General features: G+C 65.0%; 15 protein-coding genes, 1 tRNA gene and 1 pseudogene. 8 read left to right on the top strand and 9 right to left on the bottom strand.

Features of this window, described 5'->3' with window-relative positions:
- Window positions 1-6 precede the first annotated feature (6 nt).
- Together VGV07_RS20815 and VGV07_RS20810 are read left to right on the top strand one after the other, a co-directional pair.
- Window positions 7-1,017 carry a zinc-dependent alcohol dehydrogenase gene (locus VGV07_RS20815; protein WP_326870652.1) on the top strand — a complete coding sequence of 337 codons (1,011 nt, stop codon included), beginning with the start codon at window positions 7-9 and terminating at the stop codon, window positions 1,015-1,017.
- A 16-nt stretch (window positions 1,018-1,033) separates the two neighbouring features.
- Window positions 1,034-2,317 carry a hypothetical protein gene (locus VGV07_RS20810; RefSeq protein ID WP_326870651.1) on the top strand — a complete coding sequence of 428 codons (1,284 nt, stop codon included), beginning with the start codon at window positions 1,034-1,036 and terminating at the stop codon, window positions 2,315-2,317.
- A 132-nt stretch (window positions 2,318-2,449) separates the two neighbouring features.
- Here the strand turns inward: VGV07_RS20810 and VGV07_RS20805 are convergent, their stop codons facing one another.
- The 6 genes from VGV07_RS20805 to VGV07_RS20780 all read right to left on the bottom strand — a co-directional run bounded on the left by VGV07_RS20805 (window position 2,450) and on the right by VGV07_RS20780 (window position 6,643).
- Complete coding sequence (locus VGV07_RS20805) at window positions 2,450-3,355, bottom strand: alpha/beta hydrolase (RefSeq protein ID WP_326870650.1); 906 nt, start codon at window positions 3,353-3,355, stop codon at window positions 2,450-2,452.
- Window positions 3,342-3,602, bottom strand: coding sequence for a helix-turn-helix transcriptional regulator (locus VGV07_RS20800; RefSeq protein ID WP_326870649.1), 261 nt, complete (start codon window positions 3,600-3,602; stop codon window positions 3,342-3,344). The genes VGV07_RS20805 and VGV07_RS20800 overlap by 14 nt, the downstream gene beginning before the upstream one ends.
- A gap of 10 nt (window positions 3,603-3,612) precedes the next feature.
- A complete protein-coding gene (locus tag VGV07_RS20795; RefSeq protein WP_326870648.1) occupies window positions 3,613-4,050 on the bottom strand; it encodes a CBS domain-containing protein in 438 nt (145 codons plus the stop codon).
- A gap of 4 nt (window positions 4,051-4,054) precedes the next feature.
- Window positions 4,055-4,816, bottom strand: coding sequence for an SDR family oxidoreductase (locus tag VGV07_RS20790; RefSeq protein WP_326870647.1), 762 nt, complete (start codon window positions 4,814-4,816; stop codon window positions 4,055-4,057).
- 127 nt (window positions 4,817-4,943) lie between these two features.
- Window positions 4,944-5,612 carry a sensor histidine kinase gene (locus tag VGV07_RS20785; protein ID WP_326870646.1) on the bottom strand — a complete coding sequence of 223 codons (669 nt, stop codon included), beginning with the start codon at window positions 5,610-5,612 and terminating at the stop codon, window positions 4,944-4,946.
- A gap of 62 nt (window positions 5,613-5,674) precedes the next feature.
- Window positions 5,675-6,643: an alpha/beta hydrolase gene (locus tag VGV07_RS20780; protein ID WP_326870645.1), complete on the bottom strand. Its 969-nt coding sequence runs from the start codon at window positions 6,641-6,643 to the stop codon at window positions 5,675-5,677.
- A gap of 290 nt (window positions 6,644-6,933) precedes the next feature.
- On the opposite strand from VGV07_RS20780, the gene VGV07_RS20775 reads away from it, so the two are divergent.
- On the top strand, window positions 6,934-7,698 hold the full coding sequence (locus VGV07_RS20775) for an alpha/beta fold hydrolase (RefSeq protein ID WP_414649985.1): 765 nt from the start codon (window positions 6,934-6,936) through the stop codon (window positions 7,696-7,698).
- Window positions 7,699-7,746: 48 nt separating this feature from the next.
- Here the strand turns inward: VGV07_RS20775 and VGV07_RS20770 are convergent, their stop codons facing one another.
- Window positions 7,747-8,331: a glutathione S-transferase C-terminal domain-containing protein gene (locus VGV07_RS20770; protein ID WP_326870643.1), complete on the bottom strand. Its 585-nt coding sequence runs from the start codon at window positions 8,329-8,331 to the stop codon at window positions 7,747-7,749.
- 101 nt (window positions 8,332-8,432) lie between these two features.
- Here VGV07_RS20770 and VGV07_RS27460 point away from each other — a divergent pair.
- The 4 genes and pseudogenes from VGV07_RS27460 to VGV07_RS20755 all read left to right on the top strand — a co-directional run.
- Window positions 8,433-9,398: pseudogene (locus VGV07_RS27460) on the top strand (PAS domain-containing protein); the annotation flags it as partial.
- A 9-nt stretch (window positions 9,399-9,407) separates the two neighbouring features.
- Window positions 9,408-11,285 (top strand): PAS domain-containing protein, encoded by a 1,878-nt coding sequence (locus tag VGV07_RS20765; protein ID WP_414649984.1) that lies wholly within the window; start codon window positions 9,408-9,410, stop codon window positions 11,283-11,285.
- A 1-nt stretch (window position 11,286) separates the two neighbouring features.
- Window positions 11,287-11,679, top strand: coding sequence for a response regulator (locus VGV07_RS20760; protein WP_326870641.1), 393 nt, complete (start codon window positions 11,287-11,289; stop codon window positions 11,677-11,679).
- The gene (locus VGV07_RS20755; RefSeq protein ID WP_326870640.1) at window positions 11,666-12,334 is read left to right on the top strand and encodes a response regulator transcription factor; all 669 of its coding nucleotides are present in this window, start codon (window positions 11,666-11,668) and stop codon (window positions 12,332-12,334) included. The genes VGV07_RS20760 and VGV07_RS20755 overlap by 14 nt, the downstream gene beginning before the upstream one ends.
- A gap of 128 nt (window positions 12,335-12,462) precedes the next feature.
- Here the strand turns inward: VGV07_RS20755 and VGV07_RS20750 are convergent.
- Window positions 12,463-12,539 (bottom strand) — tRNA-Pro (locus VGV07_RS20750).
- A gap of 103 nt (window positions 12,540-12,642) precedes the next feature.
- Here VGV07_RS20750 and VGV07_RS20745 point away from each other — a divergent pair.
- Window positions 12,643-13,374 carry a phosphatase PAP2 family protein gene (locus tag VGV07_RS20745; RefSeq protein WP_326870639.1) on the top strand — a complete coding sequence of 244 codons (732 nt, stop codon included), beginning with the start codon at window positions 12,643-12,645 and terminating at the stop codon, window positions 13,372-13,374.
- On the opposite strand, the gene metC is transcribed toward VGV07_RS20745, so the two are convergent.
- Window positions 13,364-14,551, bottom strand: coding sequence for a cystathionine beta-lyase (gene metC, locus VGV07_RS20740; RefSeq protein ID WP_326870638.1), 1,188 nt, complete (start codon window positions 14,549-14,551; stop codon window positions 13,364-13,366). The genes VGV07_RS20745 and metC overlap by 11 nt on opposite strands.
- Between the last annotated feature and the right edge of the window lie 74 nt (window positions 14,552-14,625).

The raw sequence follows: 14,625 nt of genomic DNA, 5'->3' as shown, positions 1-14,625 counted from the left end.
CGAGTTATGCGTGCGGTCCGTCTCCACGACGTCAAAGACTTGCGGTTCGAGCAGGTCGAGGCTCCGGGAGAACCGGGGCCCGGCTCGGTCTTGATCGCTGTCGAGGCTGCCGGAATTTGCGGCTCCGACCTCCATAACTTTTCGACCGGGCAGTGGATTTCGCGGAAGCCCAGCGTTGCCGGCCACGAGTTTGCGGGCCGCATCGAGGCGGTCGGGCCGGATGTCTCCGGCCTGACGGTGGGGCAGGCCGTGGTGGCTGATTCCCGTTTCTGGTGCGGGGAGTGCCCTGAGTGCCGCGATGGCCACCGCAACGCCTGCGAGCGCCTGGGCTTTGTCGGCGAAGTCTGTGACGGTGGCTTCGCCGAGCAGGTGATCCTGCCGGCACGTCTGGTGCAAACGCGACCCGAAGCGATGGACCCGCGCGTTGCGGCGATGAGCGAGCCGCTCGCGGTCGCTCTGCATGCCATCAACAAGGTCGCGCCGGCGGACGGTGCTGCGGTGCTGGTGGTCGGTTGCGGCACCATTGGCGGCCTCTGCGCGCTCGCCCTCGCGCATCGCCATAACGGCCCGCTCCTCCTGGCGGATCGCAATGCCGATCGGGCTCGGATGGTCGCCAAGGTTACCGGCGGTCAGGTTGTCGATCTCACGCCGGACGCCATTGCTGCCGCCAACCATGGCCGGCCGCTGCGCTTTGCCATCGACGCCACGGGTAGCATCGCCGCGTTGCGACAGGTGCTCGATATCATTGGTCCGAACTCCGTGCTGGGCCTCGTCGGCATCAGCCACGGCAAGCTCGATCTCGACCCCAATCACCTGGTCGAGCGCGAAATCCAGCTCGTCGGCTGCCATGCCTTCAAGGACGAGCTGCCGGAGGCCATCGCGCTGGCCGACCTGCTCGGCGAGCAACTGCTCTCTCTGATCGACGAGGAGATCGGGCTCGACCAGGTGCCGGCCGCCTTCGAGCGTTTGCTGGCGGGCAATGTCAAAGGCCTCAAGACCATCATCTCCATCCGCTAGCCCGGCAGACCCGACCATGACCCAGTTTTCCAGCCGGACGGCGGATATCCGCGCCGCCGCCAAGCGCGATGACGGCCGGGCGGAACCGCTGCTCGCCGCGCTGCTCGCCGACCTGTTCAAGATCGAGACGCGCAACGTCGCCATCAATCGTGACCAGTACAGCCTCAACTCGCTCAACGGCTTCTTCGACACCGCCGACGGCGCCTTCTTTTTCAAGTTCCACCAGGAGGAGGGCGAGGAGCAGATGAGCGGCGAGTATTACCGCGCCGACATCCTGGCGCGCGCCGGCTTGCCGGTCGACCAGGCGGTTTACACTTCGACTCTCCCCGGCGAGCAGATTCTCGTCTACCGCCGCCGCACCGATCCGCGCTTCTCCGATGTGTTGCGGGCCTTCGATCTTGCAGATGGTGCGGAGCGCGGTGCGGCGGTCGGCGCCGAGGTGACGCTGAGCGACCGCGTGACCGAGGTCTACCGCCAGAGCTTGCACCCGATCACACCAGCTGAGGCGCAAAGCGAGCCGATCCATCGGCTGTTCTTCGAGCGCCTCATCGATTCCGCCACCGGCGCCTATCCGGGCGGCCGCCTCAAGAGCTTCTACGTCGGCCAGAGCTTCGAGTTTCCGGGCGTCACGCTGAGCTGGGATATATTCGCCGCTGCCAGGGTCAGCGTAAACGGCGTCGCCTACCGTCACTCGATCGGCGAACTGTTCGAGCTGGCGCACCACCGCCTGAACCCCGCTCGCCTGGCGGATGCAGGCGGCGTCGTGGCGCATGGCGACGCGCACAATGCCAATGTCTGGTACGTGGCAGGGCAGGGTGGCCCGAGCCTCTCCTTCTTCGATCCGGCCTTCGCCGGCGAACACGTGCCGACCCTGCTCGCCGAGGTGAAGACGACCTTCCACAACATCATCGCCCACCCGCTGTGGCTCTATGACCCCGAGCAGGCCGCTGAACGCTACACGGCAACCGCGACCTATCGGGACGGCACTCTCGTGATAGACACCGACTGGGCCCTGTCACCGGTCCGCGAGGACCTGCTCCGGGTGAAGGCCGAACGCGCCTGGCGCCCGCTGCTGCAGAGCTTGGCCGATCGGCACCTGCTGCCGGCAGACTGGCGCCAGGTCATCCGCCTCGGCCTGTTCCTCTGCCCCACGCTGGTGATGAACCTGCGCGCCGGCGCCGGCCGCCACAACCCGATCTCCTCGGCCATCGGCTTCGCCAACGCGGTGCGTGTCGGCAGCGAACCGAGTGCGGGCGCGGACTTGATCACCGCATTCCTCGATACGATCGAGCCGCGTTAGGCACTGCTGGCGGGGCGACGCAGCGCCGCTGACGCAGGCGCAACGCCTTAACGACTGCTTGCAGTCCGAAGCGGACTTGGATCGCAGCGCAAGGAACCCTTGCACTTGCTTCCTCTGACGTCGGCCGCTCCTTCACGACCAAGACGCAGCTTCGGCAACGGCCGTGGAGAACGCGGCCGGGGCTTCCTGGGGCAGATTGTGCCCGACGCCGTCTGTGATGGTCCGATGCTCGTACCGCCCGACAAACCTGTCCGCATAGGCGTCGGGTCTCGGATGGGGAGCACCGTTGGCGTCACCCTCGAGGCTGATGGTCGGCACGCTGATCAAGGGCCTTGTTGCCAGACCTTTCTCGAGATCGTCGAGTTGCGGGTCGCCCGCCGCCGATCCGATCCGCCAACGGTAGTTGTGGATGACGATGGCCGGATGGTCGGCATTGTCGAACGACAGGGCGGTGCGGTCAAACGTGGCCTCGTCGAAGTGCCACCGCGGTGATGCCGTGCGCCAGATGAGCCGAGCGAACTCCTTACGGTACGCTTGGTAGCCGAGGCGACCGCGCTCGGTTGCGAGATAGTACTGATACCACCACGCCAGTTCCTCGGATGGCGGCAAAGGTAAGGCTCCTGCTGCCTGGCTCGAGATGAGATAGCCGCTGACTGGCACGAGCGCGGAGCATCGCTCTGGCCATAGCGCCGCCACACAACCTGCAGCCCGGGCGCCCCAGTCGCAACCCGCCAGCGTTGCCTTGGCGATCCCCAGGGCATCCATCAGGGCAATCACGTCCAGCGCCAGCATGGCCTGTTGCGCGTTGCGCGGTGCTTTGTCGTCCCGAATTCGGGTCGTGCCGAAGCCCCGCTGGTAGGGGACAATCACACGGAAGCCATGGACTGCCAGCAATGGCGCGACCTCGGCATAGGTGTGGATGTCGTAGGGCCAGCCGTGAAGGAGGAGCACGGCTGGCCCGTCGGCGGGGCCCAGGTCGGAATAGCCGACGCTGAGGGTCCGCGTCTCGATCTGCCTGAGGTGGTCAGTCAGCATCATCGGAAGGCACCGGACCGTTGTAGACGTGGGGCGCCTGCGTCGCCTCCAGGCGTTCCAGCGCGTCGCCGACACGGCGCGCTACTGCAATGCTGAAGTGTCGATCCGGCTGGGTGTGTTCATAGTCGTGCAATTGCTCGACCGTGATGCCGGCAGCCGCGGCCATCTCCTCGCGACTGGCGCCCAGCGACAGTCGCCGGTTCTTGTCGCCGCGCGGCAGTCGTTCATGGGGATCGGTCGGGTAGGTCATTGCGGTCTCCTCAGCGGTAGCCGGTGCCGGCGATGTAGTTGATGAGTTGATCCTCCTGGCGCTCCTCCTGCATGAGGATCGCTTCGAGGGCGTCGCGAACGTCGAGAACTCCCACCGGCCTGCGGCCGGCGTCGATGAGCGGCAGGTTCTGGAGCTGGCGGCGGACCATCAGCTGCCAGGTCGCGTGGAGGTCGTCGGAGGGCGCCGCAAAGACCACATGCCGGGTCATCACTTCGACGAGGGGGGCGTCGACCCGTCCGTTGCCGGCGAGGTGGCGGACGAGATCCGACTTGCTGATGACGCCCCGAGCCGCCTCACCTTCGTCGGCGACGATGATCAGCCCGACGCGCTGGTCGGCAAAGGCATCGGCAGCTGTTCGCACCGGGCTCTGCTCGCGCAGGACCCGTAGGCGGGCCCGTGTCATCTCGGCGAGGGCGGTGATCAGCATGGCCCTAAGCCGCCGCGACGCGGCTTCGCGCCAGCCATTCGTCGAGGCTGATCGTGCCGATATATGGGTGCTCGCCGGCGGGAACGAGCGTGCGCTCGCCAATATGAACGCCGAAATACCCGGCCTGGCGGTCGGCGATGACGAGGCGCTCGTCGTGATTGACGGCCAATACTCGTCCGACCACATCGCTCAGCCGATAGGGCTCTGGCCCGGCCAATTCCACCGTGCCGTTCGCGGGGGCTCGCAGTGCGATCTGCGCCAGGGTCTCGGCCACGTCGTCGGCTGCCACGGGCTGCGCCAGTGCAGGCGGCAGGCGCACTACCTGATCCGCCGTACTGAAGCCGGCAATGCCGTTGATGAACTCGAAGAACTGTGTTGCGCGCAGGATCGTGTAGGGGAGGCCGGACTCCTGGACCAGTTGCTCCTGCAGCAGCTTGGCGCGGAAATAGCCGCTGTCGAGAAGTTGCTCGGTGCCGACGACGGAAAGTGCAATGTGGTGCCTGACTCCCGCCGCGTTCTCGGCGGCGAACAGGTTGTGGCCTGAGTTGAAGAAGAAGTCCCACGCCACGGCGCTGTCGAACGAGGGTGAGTTGGCGACGTCGACCACAACTTCTGTGCCCTCCATCGCCTCGGGCAGGCCGTCGCCCGATACGGTGTTCACGCCGGTGGAGGGTGAAGCGGCGACGACGTCGTGTCCGCCCTGGCGCAACCTGCCGACCACCCTGGAGCCGATAAGTCCACTGCCGCCTATCACTACGATCTTCATGATGTTCACCTGTGCTGGTTGGTAGATCTGCCAGGTCAGCCTCGCCGAAGCCGTCGACCCGGGCCATCGTGCGGCGGACGTGCGGCCCTATGCCGATGGGATAGTCGGCATACGTCCGGAGGCGGGGTCATGCCGTTGCCGGTAGGCGCAGTGTTACCGCCGTGCCGTGGCCGGGTGAGCTGTCGATGCCGATCCGGCCGCCAGCTGCCTCAATGAACTGCCTTGCGCCCGCCAGACCCATGCCGCCGCCAGCCGGCTTGGTGCTGAAACGCGGCTCGAACGCCCGTGCGAGGGTTTCGCCGGACATACCGGTGCCAGTATCTGCGACCACGATCTCTACCTCGGGGGTCGACGGACCGTCGGCCAGCAGCGCTGAAATGGTGAGGATGCCGCCGGCGGGCATGGCATCCCGGGCATTGATCGCGAGATTGAGCAGGACGTTCTGAAGGCCGACGCGGCTGATACGAACGCGGGGCACGAGCCCTGTGTGCAGGCGCACCGTGACACTCGGTCCCGTCGCGTAGCGAAGAAGCGTCGCCATCTCCGTCAGGCAGTTGCCGAGCTCGGTCTCTTCCTCGATCAGCGGTCCGTGCCGTGACAGGCGGATGAGGGCGCCGGCCCGGTCCAGTGAATCTTCGGCCTGCGCCAGCATTGCGCCGAGCGCTGTCGAGCCGGCCAGACGGTCGTCGCGCGACATCAGCCGCATCGCGGACATCGCGATCTGGATGTAGTTCCCGATGTCATGGACGAGCACGGCTGAGGTGTCTTGGGCGAGCGGCGGAAGAATCTCGGACATTGGTGGCTCTCCTGTGGGGTAGGGCAGCAAATGCGGCGGGACACGACCCGCCGCATCTGCGGTCAGGCCCGCGAGAAAACGGAGCGGAGGTAGCCGATCGCCTGTCCGACAGCGCCACGCACGGCGGGCGTTGCGGCGAGGGCATTCAGCATGACGAAGTCGTGGATGGTGCCGTTGTAGCGCACTGAGGTGACGCGAACGCCGGCTTGGGCGAGCTTACGGCCATAGGCCTCGCCCTCGTCACGCAGGACGTCGTTCTCGTCCACGATCAGCAGGGTCGGCGGCAGGCCGACGAGCTCGTCACGCGTGGCATTGATTGGCGAGGCGTGGCTCTGGGCCCGCTGGCCGACTTCGGGGATATACTGCCCCCAGTACCAGGACATGGCGTCGGCAGTGAGCCACGGGCCGGTAGCGAACTGCTCGTAGGAGCGCGTCGACATTGACGCATCCGTTACAGGATAGAACAGCACCTGGGCCTTGAAGTCCGGGCCCTTTCGCTCCTTGGCCATGAGGGCGATCACAGCCGCCATGTTGCCCCCAACGCTGTCGCCGGCGATGACGATGTGATTGCCATCGATCATCAGCTTGTCGGCGTTGTCGGCGACGTGCCTGGCCACGGCGTAGCCCTGCTCGAGAGCCACTGGAAAGCGGGCCTCGGGCGAACGCTCGTAGTCGACGAACACCACCGCGGCATGGGCGCCGATCGCCAGTTCGCGGATCAGCCGGTCATGAGTGTCGCAATCGCCGAGCACCCAGCCACCGCCATGCATGTAGACGATAGCCGGCAGCGGACCGGTGGCTCCGGCAGGCCGGACGACGCGGATGCTGGTGCTGCCGGTGGGGCCGAGCGGAAGCGTAACGTCCTTCACCTGCGCATCGGCGGGCGTAATGGGGACTTTCTGAACGCTGGAGAGCACGTTCCGAGCGTCGGCGATGCTGAGGGTCTGGATCGCCTTGCCACCGGCAAGGCCGTCGAGAAAGGTCTGGACGGTGGGGTCCAGGATCGGGGTGGGAGAGATGAGCTTGTTCACTTCAGGATCCTTTCGATCGCAGTGATGCAAGAGCGGTCGTCGCTCCGCCCCATCTCCGGCGAACGGGTCCTGACCGGCCATCCTGCTGAAGGGTCAGGATGCCTAGAGCAGAAGGCGTAGGCATCGCAGCGGCCGGGCCTCGAATTGTGTGCGGTCGGCTGGATCGTCTTCTTCCTTCGTGCGGCCCGACTGCATCCTAAGCATGAATGGCTGCCCTCCTGCAGTGGCTCATGGTCGCTCCACGGCCAATCCCGGCCGAACGGAGAAATCCCATGCAGAAGACCCTCGGAATTATCGCTCTCGCAGCGGCAGCCGCACTCGGCGGCACCGCCGGCGGCGTGGCGCAGGATGTCGCGAAGCCGACCATCGTCCTGGTGCACGGCGCCTTTGCCGACGCCTCTGGCTGGGGCGGCGTCATCGCGCGGCTGAACAAGGATGGATACCAAACCATTGCGGCGGCCAATCCGCTGCGTAGCGTGGCGGGTGACGCTGCGGCCCTGTCGGCACTGGTCAAGTCCATCGACGGCGAAGTGGTGCTGGTTGGCCATTCCTATGGCGGGCTGGTCATCACCGAGGCCGCCAATGGCAACGCCAACGTCAAGGCGCTGGTCTACGTCGCCGCCTTCATCCCCGAAGTCGGCGAATCCGCCTTTGTGCTGTCGGGCAAGTTCCCGGGCTCGACGCTCGGCGATGCGCTGCAGCCCGTGCCGCTCGCTGACGGTAACGTCGATCTCTACATCCAGCCACCAAAGTTCCACGATCAGTTCGCCGCCGACGTTCCCGCCGACGCCACCGGGCTGATGGCGGCCACGCAGCGCCCGGTGACACAGGCGGCGCTCGAGGAACTGACCACCGTAGCGACTTGGAAGAGCATTCCGGCGTACACAGTGTACGGTTCGGCCGACCACAATATCCCGGCTGGCGTACAGGAGTTCATGGCGGAACGCGCGAAGGTGGTTGATGCCGTGGCCATCGAGGGGGGCTCGCACGCCCTGATGGTGTCGCATCCGGATGAGGTGGCCGCGCTTATCGAAGAGGCCGCAGCCTCGAACTGACGCTGCAAGGGCCGGCGGCAAGGCCGGCCCTTTGCTTCCGTTCCTAGACTAAGCCGTCCCTTCCAGCAGCATCGCGGCCCGCGTCGATCGACGAGAGGCGATACGTTCACGCAGGGCAGCCAGGCGCCCCGGAACCTCGACGTCGAAGCGCTGCGCCCACAGCAGCATCACGAACAGGTAGAAATCGGCAACTGTGGGCACGGCGCCGAACAAATAGTCGCTGTCCAGCCGCCTCGAGAAATACTCCATGTGACGGCGGACCGTTTCGGCCGCGCGCTTCGTGTCGGCACTGCTTCCGGCATGCCAGAACGGTTTGAAAGCACGATGGATCTCCGTGCTGATGAAGGTCAGAGCCTCTACAAGCCGCGTGCGACCGAGCGGACCGGCGACGCCGAGCGCCGGGTATTCACCCGCGATCCAGTCGAGCACGGCAATATTCTCGGTCAGCACCTCGCCGTCATCAAGGACGAGCGCCGGCACGTAGGACTTGCCGGAGATTTCGGACAGCGGTCGGCCCGATGCGGTCAGCTTGGTCTTGAGGTCGACCCGTTCGACTTCCGGTTCGACGCCGGCTTCGAGCAGCGCGATGTGATCGGCGAGGCTGCAGGCTAGGGGGGCGTAGTACAGTTTCATGGCTTGATCCTCTTGGTTGACGATCAAGCTTGCGGCAGGGGAGTAATGCGCGGCACTGCGCCGAGGGATTGAAGAGGCAAGCCGAAGGCAGGGGTCCGACCATGCCGAGGGGCAGGGGATCGACATTCCTATGCGGTGCTTCGATCCACCGGTCGCGTAATTGGGTACCGGGACCGGACCCTTCAGTTTCGAACGCCGAGCCGTGTCAACCGGACACGACGGCGATGGCGAGCGTGGGGGTTTTTCCGGTTTCTCCCCACGGCCGACGAAATGGCAGGCGAGCGCTTCACCCGTCCGGCTCTACCTGTTCCAGGGTCGATCCTATACCCTCGTACAGATGCCCAACGCTGCAACTGCCGCTATCGAAGGTAGCCAGCAGCACCGGAGAGGAGGCGACCACGGAACCCTCAGCATTGCGTAGCCCTGGTCAGAACCATGTCGGTCACGTTCATCCCGACGACCGGCCGGCTGCGACGCAGGCGATCTCCCGCGCCTTTCGGAATGGCGTGCCGCAGATCATCTACTGCAGGCAGCTGCAGCCGGATGGCAGCTATGCGATGAGCGAGTTCCGCGCGGAGCCGGGCTATGCGGTCAGCGTTCCGGTGACCCCCATGATACAGACTCCGGACCAACCCTGGACGGTCGCCGATGATATTGGAGAGACGGCTGAGGCCGTGGCGGCGGCCAGGGTTATTGAGCAGCTGTATGGCGCGGCCTTTGCCTTCGATGCGAAGGGGAACTTTACCTATGCAACGCCGGTAGCCCAGACTTCCATCGCCATGACCATTGAAGACCTGAACCGTCCGCTCAATGGGGGTGCTGCATTCATTGATGGCGGTGATCTCGGCTGGAAGCTGGGAGTGCATCCGGAAGACTATGAGGCGGCCGCAGCCTCACTGCGCGAGTGCATGCGAACCGGGGCGCACTTCAACCATGAGTATCGAGTGCTTCGCGCGACCGGCGAGTATGTCTGGCACCGCTTCTCGATCCGGCCGACACGAGCTCCGGATGGTCGGATAACAGGCTGGTTCGGCATCGGACATGACGTCGACGTCGAGAAGAGGGCCGAGGCAGCACTGCGGGCCAATGAACAACGCCTGCAGCAGATCATCGACACTGTGCCCGCGATGCTCTGGTGCCTGTCGCCGGATGGCACGGTGTCTTATGTCAACCGGCGACTTGCCGAAACGACGGGCGTAACGCTGGATGCGATGGTGGCACCCGGTGGGCCACGCATGCTTGCCGTCGTTCATCCCGATCAGCGGCTGGCCGTAGCACAGGCTCTCGCACGGTCCGCGGAGACCGGCGCACCCTACGCGATGACCTACCGACAACTGCGTGTCGACGGTTCCTATCGGTGGACCGAGAGCCGCGGGGAAGCCCTGCGCGACGAGCTGGGCAATGTCGTCCAGTGGTACGGCGTCGCAGTGGACATCCACGACATGGTGACCGCGCAGGAGTCTCTTCGCGAACGAGAGCGCGAACTTGTCCATCTCGTCGATATGCTCCCCAGCTATATCTGGCGCTTGAGCCCTGACGGCGAGCCGAACTTCTACAACAAGCGCCTTATCGACTATCTCGGGCTCGATGCCACCAGCGACGACCCAGCCTTCACCCAGTTGGCGGCCATGATGGCAACTGCAGTCCATCCCGATGATGCGGATGCACTGAGCGAAGCGCTCACGCACTCGTTGGTCACGGGCGAGACCTTCTCGGCAAGGTGCAGATTGCGGCGCGCGGATGGCGTCTATCGCTGGACCGATGGTCGTGCAGAACCTCTGCGCGACCCGACTGGACGGATTGTCCAGTGGTACGGCCTGTCCAACGATATCGAAGACCAGATGAACTCCGAGGCGGCGCTGCGCCAAAGCGAACAGCAGTTCCGGCAACTCGTCGAGACAATGCCCGCCATGGTCTACTGCGCCACACCGGACGGCGAGCCGATGTATCGCAGCCGCCAACTCCGCGACTTTCTCGGTATCACAGGCAAGGACAACACGGTTCAACTGCCGCACATCCTTGGCGGGGCAATCCACCCGGACGACCAGCCTGCCGTCGAGGAAAAGTACTATCGCTGCCTTGCAACCGGCGAGTTCTATCAGATGAAACATCGCCTGCGCCGATATGACGGACAGTATCGCTGGATGGAGACCAGGGCTGCGCCGATGCGCAACGCCGCGGGCGATATCGTGCAGTGGAATGGCGTCTGCCTTGATATCGATGCGGAGGTCCGGGCACAGGAAGAGTTGCGGTCTTCGCAAGACCGGTTGGCCCGTGCCGGACAAGCCGCAAGCCTTGCCGAATTATCAGCCTCGATCGCGCATGAGGTGAACCAGCCGCTTGCGGCTATCGTCGCCAACTCGCATGCGCTGCAGCGGTGGCTTGCGGCCGAACCACCGAACCTCGACCGGGCCGCGGCAACGGGCAACCGGATCGTGCGCGACGCCAATACGGCGGCGCAGGTGCTGAGCCGGATTCGTGCCCTGTTCAAGCAATCGAACGACAGCCGTACCGCAGTCGACATCGTAGAGGTGGTATTCGAGGCAAAGGAACTGTTGGCCAACGAAGCATTGCGGCGCGGCGCGATTATCAAGGTGGACGCCGAACCCGGCCTGCCGCTGCTCCAACTCGACCGCGTCCAGATCCAGCAGGTGCTGGTCAACCTGATGCGCAACGGTCTTGAAGCGGCAGTGACGTCGGCGCGGCCTGTTGTAGAGGTCGCGCTGCTCGACACGCCCGGTGCAGTCCAGATCGACGTGAACGACAACGGTCCGGGTGTGGTGTCGCCCGACAGGGTGTTCGACCCGTTCTTCACCACCAAGCCCAACGGAATGGGCATGGGCCTCCCCATTTGCCGCAGCATCGTCGAAGCGCATGGCGGCCGGCTGTGGGCCGAAACCAATCAAGAAGGCGGCGCACGATTCAGCTTCACGCTGCCCAGAAACGAGACGTGACGTGACCAGAGCCAAAGCCACGATCGCCGTGGTGGACGACGATGCCGGAATGCTTGAATCGCTGGAGGACCTGTTGGAATCGAGTGGCTACGAAACGATAGCATTCTCATCCGCACGGGCCCTCCTCGCGGCGGGTCTGCGCCCTTTCGACCTGGTAATCGCCGACATTGGCATGCCAGCCATGGACGGGTTCGAACTGCGCGACATCGCTCTCGAGGAGCGCCCCGATCTGCCGATTTTCCTGGTCACCGGCCGGCACGAATTGGCAGAGCGCGGACGCTCGCGCGGCATCGACCTGGTGTTCCGCAAACCGTTCGACGCACCGACGCTGCTCGCTGCCATCGGGCATGCCCTTCGCTCCACCGACCGAGGAGATGACCATGCTGCCGAATAGAACCGTGCGTTCCACGCAAGGTACACCGCAGTCCGGATCGGACGACCGGCCCGTAGTCGTCATCGTCGATGACGATGGCTCGGTCCGCGAAGCGCTGACCGATCTGGTGCAGTCCGCGGGCTACGCCACTGCGGCCTTCGCGTCCACCGCGCAACTGCTCGAATCCGACGTTCTTTCGGCGCCTGGTTGCCTCATCCTCGACGTCCGCATGCCGGGTGCCAGCGGCCTCGACCTGCAGCGACAACTGAACGGTAATGGCAATGCGAAGCCGGTGGTCTTCCTCACCGGCTTCGGCGATATCCCGATGACCGTGGACGCGATGAAAGCCGGCGCCGTAGATTTCCTCACCAAGCCGGTACGGGACCAGACCCTGCTCGATGCCATTGCCTTGGCCTTGGCCCGGGACGCAGCGCAGCGCGTGGCGGCCGCAGAACGCCAGCGCATGATCGACCTGATCGACGTGCTGACCCCCCGGGAGTTGGAAGTCCTCAGCGAAGTGGCCCGTGGCCGGCTGAACAAGCAGATTGCCTTCTACCTCGGGATCAGCGAGGTCACGGTGAAGCTCCATCGCAGCAACGCCATGCGGAAGATGGGGCTGCGTTCGGTAAGCGAACTGATCCGTGCCTGGCAGACGCTGCCGGACGACCGACAATAGGCGCCTGGTACGCACCTCCGCAGTGTCCGATTTTAGACCAGTGACCGCCTGGCAGACGCTTGAGACGTTTGGACGAGCCTCGGCTCAGTCACGAGGCTCTGCAAGCTCAGCGCCTGCTGCCTTAGCGATGGTCGGGGCAGAGTGATTCGAACACTCGACCCCCGGTTCCCAAAACCGGTGCTCTACCAGACTGAGCTATACCCCGAACGATCGCCTTTCCGTTATCGGGAGTTGCTGCAAAGAGCAAGCAGGCAACCCCATTTGGCAGCCGGTTGACGTGAGCCGGCGTCTCCGCCGACAAGAGCGCCATGACCGACCTGAGCAGATCCTGGCCGTTTGGCCTTACCCCTCGCCGCGCCCCCTGGTTCGCGCTGGGCTTTGTCGTGCTGATCGCCGTGCTGCATCTGCTCGACCGGCCACTCTCGGCCTGGGGGCAGGGGTTGCCGGACAATGTGCGGGCGGTGTTCTTCTGGATCACCGCGTGGGGGAAATCCGACTGGATACTGATTCCCACCTTCCTCGCCTGGCTCGTCTCGTGGCTGCTTTCGCTACTGACACGCGATAACCTCCGGCGCGCGCTGCAGGAACTGGCGGCCCTCGCCGGCTTCATCTTCCTTGGTGTCGGCCTTCCCGGGCTCGTCTCGACCCTTCTGAAGCGCGCCATCGGTCGCGGCCGGCCCGAGACCTGGACCCCCGAAGCGCCGCTCAGCTTTCAGAGTTTCAACTGGAGCGCCTACGACTACCAGAGCTTCCCCTCGGGGCACTCCACCACGGCCTTCGCTTTTGCCGCGGTCCTGGCGTTCCTGTGGCCAAAGGCGTTCTGGCCGGCCATGCTGTTTGCCGCCACTATTGCCGTGTCGCGGGTCATCGTCGGCGAGCACTACCCCACCGACATCACCGCGGGCGCGGTGCTCGGCTTGCTCGGCGCCTATGCGGTGCGCCAGCTATTCCTGTCACGCGGCTGGTTGTTTGCCGCCACCACTTCAGGCACGGAGCGCCGGCCCCTCGCCGCGCTCCGCACCCTGATCGTCAGGCAATAGCGCGGTAGCGCTCGAGCGCCGAGGCCATATCCGCCTTGAGGTCGTCGAGGCTCTCGAGCCCCACATGCACCCGGAACATCTGTCCCGGCGCGTCCCACTTCACCGCAGTGCGGATATTCGAGGGATCGAAGGGGATACAGAGGCTCTCGTATCCGCCCCACGAATAGCCCATGCCGAACAGCTCGAAGCCGTTGACCATCGCTGCCAGGGCGTCGCGCGAGCGCTTCTTCAGCCGGAAGGCGAAGAGGCTTCCCGCACCGCTGAAATCGCGCTTGAAGATCGCATGATCCGGGTGGCTGGGGAGGGCAGGGTGGTAGACTTCCTCTACCTCCGGCTGCCCTTCGAGCCACGCTGCAAACGCCAGCGCCGCTTCGTTGTGGTGCTTCATCCGCACCGCCAGTGTCCTGAGGCCGCGCAGCGTCAGGTACGAATCGTCGGGCGAAACCGCGACCCCGAGGATGCGGTGAGTGCGCTTTAACCTTCCCCACAGCTTCTCGTTGGCGGAGACCGTGCCGACCATGGCGTCCGAGTGCCCGACGAACATCTTGGTCGCGGCATGCATCACCATGTCCGCGCCCAGCTCGAGCGGCCGGTGGAACAGCGGCGTTCCCCACGAGTTGTCGACGATAACGGTGATGCCCCGCGCCCGAGCGGCAGCGACAATCGCCGGCAGGTCCTGCATCTCGAAGGTCAGCGATCCCGGCGTCTCGACGAAGATAGCCTTGGTTTTCTCGGTGATCAGCGACGCGATGCCGGCGCCGATCCGCGGGTCATAGTAACGAGTCGTCACCCCGAACCGCGCCAGCCCCTCGCTCGCAAAGGTGCGCGTCGGCTCGTACGCCGAGTCGGTCATCAGCAACTCGTCGCCGGCAGAGACGGCAGCGAGCAACGCCGTCGACACTGCCGACAGGCCTGATGGCGCGATGATGGTTCCGGTGGCCCCCTCGAGCTCGCTGATCAGGTCGCACAGCGCCCGTGTCGTGGGGTTGTCGTTTCGCCCGTAGCGGTAGGGCGCCTTGTAATCTTCGAGCTCGTCCAGTGACTTGAACAGGATCGTCGAGCCGCGGAACACCGGCATGTTGACGAAGCCCAGGTGCTCGTCCGATGCACGCCCACCATGCGTGAGGAGGGTCGCGATGGAGGCGGTCTTGCCGGTTTTCCCGTTGTTATCAGTCATTTCAATCTCTGCCCAAAACGCAGTCACTGAAGAAATATGGGCAAAAAACAGTCAGGTCTGCTGCCCCATTTCGG

Source organism: Devosia sp., from assembly GCF_035944845.1.
Classification (GTDB): domain Bacteria; phylum Pseudomonadota; class Alphaproteobacteria; order Rhizobiales; family Devosiaceae; genus Devosia_A.
Note: the sequence above shows the minus strand (reverse complement) of the source record. Positions and strands in the feature narration are given on the sequence as shown.